The 5,454-nt window shown below is 68.9% G+C and carries 4 protein-coding genes; 2 read left to right on the forward strand and 2 right to left on the reverse strand.

Annotated elements, in window-relative coordinates:
* Both VKN16_04565 and VKN16_04570 read right to left on the reverse strand, forming a co-directional pair.
* On the reverse strand, window positions 1-1,087 hold a 1,087-nt coding region (locus VKN16_04565; GenBank protein ID HME93470.1), incomplete at its 3' end, for a hydantoinase/oxoprolinase family protein.
* 1 nt (window position 1,088) lies between these two features.
* Window positions 1,089-2,750, reverse strand: a complete 1,662-nt coding sequence (locus VKN16_04570) for a hydantoinase B/oxoprolinase family protein (GenBank protein ID HME93471.1) — start codon at window positions 2,748-2,750, stop codon at window positions 1,089-1,091.
* 105 nt (window positions 2,751-2,855) lie between these two features.
* On the opposite strand from VKN16_04570, the gene VKN16_04575 reads away from it, so the two are divergent.
* Both VKN16_04575 and VKN16_04580 read left to right on the forward strand, forming a co-directional pair.
* On the forward strand, window positions 2,856-4,268 hold the full coding sequence (locus tag VKN16_04575; protein HME93472.1) for an extracellular solute-binding protein: 1,413 nt from the start codon (window positions 2,856-2,858) through the stop codon (window positions 4,266-4,268).
* 16 nt (window positions 4,269-4,284) lie between these two features.
* On the forward strand, window positions 4,285-5,175 hold the full coding sequence (locus VKN16_04580) for a sugar ABC transporter permease (protein ID HME93473.1): 891 nt from the start codon (window positions 4,285-4,287) through the stop codon (window positions 5,173-5,175).
* Window positions 5,176-5,454 lie beyond the last annotated feature (279 nt).

Genomic DNA, 5,454 nt, shown 5'->3' on the forward strand with positions numbered 1-5,454 from the left:
CCCGCCCATAGCAGGCGGGGCCCGGCACCGCGCCGGCGCTCTCGGGGCCCACGTGCAGGATCCCCCCCGCATCAACCGTCGCGATGGAGCCGCCGCCCGCTCCCAGCGTGTGGATGTCGATGCTCGGCAGCGCCACCTTGCTGGTGCCGACCGCCTTGTCGCCGGTCAGATGGGGCTCGCCGTCCTCCAGCAGGGCGATGTCGGTGCTGGTGCCGCCCATGTCGAAGGTGATGAGGTTGCCCTCGCCGAGCAGCCGCGCGGCATGACGGCTGCCCGCGATGCCGCCGGCGGGGCCGGAGAGCACCGCGCCCGCGGCGAGGCGCACCGAATCCGCGATGGTGGCGACGCCACCGTGCGATTGCATGATGAGCACCTCGCCGCGGTAGCCCGCCTTCTGCAGCCGCGCGCCCAGGCTGCCCAGGTAGCGTCCGAGCACCGGGCCCACGTAGGCGTTGACCACGGTGGTCCCGAAGCGCTCGTACTCCTTGATCTGCGCGAGGACGTCGGAGGAGAGCGAGACGTAGGCGCCGGGCAGCCGTCGGGCAAGCAGCTTGCGCGTCTCCCGCTCGTGACGCGGATCACGGTACGAGTGGAGATAGCACACCGCCACCGCGCCCACCCCGGAGTCGGCGAGCCGGCGGATCGCCGCCTCCGCCGAGCGGCGGGACAGCGGCGTCGCCACGGTTCCATCGAAGCGCATGCGCTCCGTCACGTCGAGCCGTCGCGCCCGCGGCACCAGCGGCACCGGCGGCGGCATGCGCAGATTGTAGCGGTCGTCCTTCAGGCCCTCGCGCATCTCGATGACGTCGCGGTGGCCCTCGGTGGTGAGCATGCCGACCTTGGCGCCCTTCCGCTCGAGCAGGGCGTTGGTGGCCACGGTGGTGCCGTGCACGATCAGGCCGGCCTCGCCGAGCAGCTCGGCCAGCTCCATCCCGAGCTCGCCGGCCAGCAGCTCGAGCCCGTCCATCACGCCGATCGAGGGGTCGGCGGGCGTCGACGCCGACTTCGCGATGGTCACGCGGCCGGCGTCGTCCACTCCGACCAGATCGGTGAAGGTGCCGCCGACGTCGACGCCGATCCGCAGCACGTCAGGCCCTCCCGCGCCGCGGCCGGGCCGAGACGAAGCCGTTGACCCGGTCGGCCGCCCGCGCCTCGCGCGAACGCCTCGCGGGCGAGCCGTAGCCGCCGCCGCCCATCGACTCGACCAGGAAGACGGCTCCGGGCGGGATCGGGACGCCGACCTCCTTGGTCTTGAGCACCCGCGTCTTCCCGCGCGCGATCATCCGGTAGCGGTGGGGCAGGCCGTCGCGGCCGCCCAGCACGCCGTACGCGGAATGCCGGACGCCGTCTCCGGCGGTGTTGCCGAGGGCGGGCTCGGTGGTCTCCATGCGCAGCTCGAGCACCGAGCCGACGCCGCCGCGAAACTGCCCGTCGCCCGCGGAGTCGGGACGGAACTCGTGGCGCTTGAAGAACAGCGGAAACCGCGTCTCCGCGACCTCCACGCTGCCGAACTTGATACCGCCCGCGGCCTGTCCTTCGCCCGCGGTCTCCCAGCCGTCGCCAGCCACCGAGGCTCCCCCGCCGCCGCGGGCGTGGAAGAGGTGCCAGATGAACTTGCGCTTGTTGCGCGGGTTCACCCCGGAGATCGCGATGCGGAAGCGTCGCGACCAGCCGGCGAGCACCCGGTCCGGGCAGCTCGTCGCGAGAGCTCGGATCATCGCCTCCGCGATCTCCTGCGCGCAATGGTTGGTCGACAGCGTGACCGGCGCGGGCGGCCGCGGCCACACCACCGTGCCCTCCTTCGCCTTCACGGTCACCGGACGGAACGTGCCCTCGTTCTTCGGCGTACGCGGGTCGATCAGGTAGGCCAGCGCCATGTGGACCGCCGACATCGTGTTGGGCCACGCGGAGTTCACGAAGCCGGTCACTTGCGAATGCGAGTCGCTCAGGTCCACCACGAGCGAATCGCCCTTCTTGGTCACGGTGGCGCGGATGTGGACGTCGCGGAAGCCGTGGCCGTCGTCGTCGAGGACGGACTCGCCCCGGAAGACGCCGTCCTTCCAGCCGCGGATGCACTCACGGGACTGACGCTCGGCGCCGTCGAGGATCTCGCCCACCGTCTCCTGCACCGTCGCGAGCCCGTACTCCTCCACCAGCTTGAGCAGACGGCGCTCGCCGATGCGGGCCGAGCCCATCATCGCCCGCAGGTCGCCCTGGAAGTCGCGCGGATGCCGCACGTTGGTCGCCACCATCTCCAGCACGTCGTCGCGCAGGGTGCCCCGATCGTAGAGCTTGAGCGGGGTGATGCGAATGCCCTCCTGCCAGATCTCGGTGGCTCCCGGGTTGTAGGCCCCGTGGGTGGCGCCGCCGATGTCGTGCTGGTGCGCGCGGTTGATGGACCAGAAGACGGGGCGGTCGCCCACGAAGACCGGGAGCAGCACCGTGAGGTCGGGCAGGTGATTGTTGCCGTGGTAGGGGTCGTTCAGCAGGAACAGATCGCCGGGGGCGATCCGCCCCTTGAAGAAGTCGGCCACCGACGCCACCGCCCACGGCAGGGCGCCCACGTGGATCGGCACGTGCTCGGCCTGCGCGGCGAGACGGCCCTCGGCGTCGAACACCGCGGTGGAGAAGTCGCGGCTCGAGTTCAGGATCTGCGAGTAGGCGGTGCGGAGCATCGCCTCGCCCATCTCCTGCACGATGGATTCGAGCCGATGCTGGATCACGGACACGGTGATGGGGTCGGTGGCCATGCCGGAACTATACATGCCTTCGAGCTTCGCGGTATACTCGGCGCCGTCCAGCGACCTCGTCGCCGAGGACCGTCGCTCTCCCCCCTGCCAAAGGAGGTAGGACTGATGGCTCACACCCGCCGCCAATTCCTGAAGACCGCCGCCGGGGCCGCCGCCGCGTCCGGAGCGCTCGGCTTCCCGGTGGTGTCGCGCGCCCAGCAGAAGAAGCTCACCGTCTGGTGGAACCGCGGCTATTACAAGGAAGAGGACGAGGCGATGTTGAAGATCGCCGACGAGTTCCGCAAGGCCCGGAACGTCGACCTCGACATCTCCTTCACGATCCAGGAGGACCTCCTCAAGAAGATCCACAGCGCGATGGCCGCCCGCCGCGGCCCCGACGTGGCCTTCTGCTTCTACAACGACTGGGAGGTCATGCCCAAGTACGCGTGGGAGGGCAAGCTCGTCGAGACCACCGACGTGATCAACGAGCTGAAACCGCGTTACATCGAGAAGTTCCTGCCGGTGGCGCACGTGTACGACAACGTGGCCAAGAAGCGGGCCTACTACGGCGTCCCCATCGAGTGCCAGACCATGCACATCCACTACTGGCGCGATCTGGTGAAGGAGGCGGGGATGAACGACGATCCCGCCAAGATCCCCATGGACTGGAACGGGTACTGGGACTTCTGGAAGAAGGCCCAGGAGGCGCTGCGCAAGAAGGACCCGACCAAGTACGGCAAGGTCTACGGCCTCGGGATGACCGAGTCCTCCAGCGCCACCGACACCATCTACAACTTCGAGATGGCGCTCCTGTCCTTCGGGGGCACCGTGTTCTCTGAGGACGGCAAGGTGGTGGCCGAGCAGGGCGCCAACCGCGACGCCATCGTCAAGACGCTGAAGTTCTTCGCCGACATGTTCAACTCGGGCTACGTGCCGCCGGACACGCTGAACTGGTCGGACGGCGACAACAACGCCAACTTCCACTCGAAGTCGATCGTGATGACCCCGAATCCCTCCGTATCCATCCCGGCGCACCAGTTCTTCAACAACCCGGACAACTACTTCAACAAGTCGGCCACCATCGAGTGGCCGGACGGCCCGGACGGCAAGAAGCCGACCTACATGGTGGCGGTCAAGACCATCCTCATCCCCAAGGACTCCGCCAACAAGGACGTACCGCTGGCCAAGGACTTCATCAAGTTCGTGCTCGAGCCGAAGCGCTTCGGCGAGTACATCAAGGGCGCCAACGGGCGGTGGTTCCCCGCGTTCAAGGACGTGGCCGCCGACCCGTTCTTCGCCAAGGGCCAGGCCGGCAAGGGCGGGTCGGTGGATCCGCATCTGCCGACCGTGACCCGCATCTATCTCGAGCGACCCACGCGCGTGTTCGAGCACTACAAGAACCCGGCGAACTCGCAGATCTACGCCGAGAACGTGTGGGGCAAGGCGATGTCGCGCACCAACGTCGACAAGTGGCCGGCCGACAAGGCCGCCGACGAGGCCATCGGCCGCATCAAGACCATCGTCGCGCAGTGGCGGTGATCGCGGAGTCGAGCCGGTGGCCAACGGCCTGGTCTCGGCCAGCCCGCGTGGGCTGATCGCGCGGTCCGTGACCGCGGCGGCAGACGCCCTGTCGCCGCGGTCACGCAATCTGCAGGGGCTGCTCTTCTCGCTGCCCCTGATCCTGCTGTTCCTCGCCTTCGTCGTCTACCCGCTCTACTTCGAGGTCACCCAGGCCCTCGACCGCTACACCTACGAGGTCCTGTTCAACGACCCGATCTACGTGCAGACCGTGGTCAACACGCTGGTCTACGTGGGCATCGCGGTCAACCTGAAGCTGTTCCTGGCCCTGCTCCTCTCGGGCCTGCTCGACGACGACAGCCGCAGCACCCGCTTCCTGTCCGCGATCTTCCTCTTGCCGTGGGCGATCCCGGTGCTGCCCGGCATCCTCTCCGTGCGGTGGATGATGTCCTCGCAGTGGGGCATCCTGAACCTGATCACCGAGGACCTGGGGCTCGGGACCCACCACTGGCTGGCCTCGCGCTGGACCGCGATGACCGCCCTGATCCTATTTCACATCTGGAAGTACCTGCCGTTCTGGACGGTGATCCTGCTCGCGGCCCGCCGGGGCATCCCGCGCCAGCTCTACGAGGCGGCCGCCATCGACGGGGCGGGGACGCTCCAGACCTTCCGCTACGTCTCAGTCCCGCTGCTCGCCGGCATCTACCTGATCTGCTCGCTGCTCTCCATGGTCTTCACCATGGGCGACTTCACCAATGTGTGGCTCATGACCGGCGGCGCCCCCGGCGACTCCACCCACGTGCTGGCCACGCTCGCCTATCGCTACACCTTCAAGGTCGGCAAGATCGACTGGGGCGTCGGCGTCTTCGCGACCGCGCTGCCGGTCACCCTGCTGTTCATCTTCGTCCTGATCAAGAAGATCCGATAGGCCAGCTTGCCGATGAGCGCTTGCGCGCAGAGTTTCCGGCGTGGCCGCCACGCCCCGATGAGCGCTTGCGCGCAGAGGCCCCGCCGTGGCCGCCACGCCCCGATGAGCGCTTGCGCGCAGAGGCCCCACCGTGGCCGCCCCGCCCCGATGAGCGCTTGCGCGCAGAGGCCCCGCCGTGGCCGCCCCGCCCCGATGAGCGCTTGCGCGCAGAGGCCCCACCGTGGCCGCCCCGCCCCGATGAGCGCTTGCGCGCAGAGGCCCCGCCGTGGCCGCCCCGCC

Source organism: Candidatus Methylomirabilota bacterium, assembly GCA_035315345.1.
GTDB lineage: Bacteria > Methylomirabilota > Methylomirabilia > Rokubacteriales > CSP1-6 > CAMLFJ01.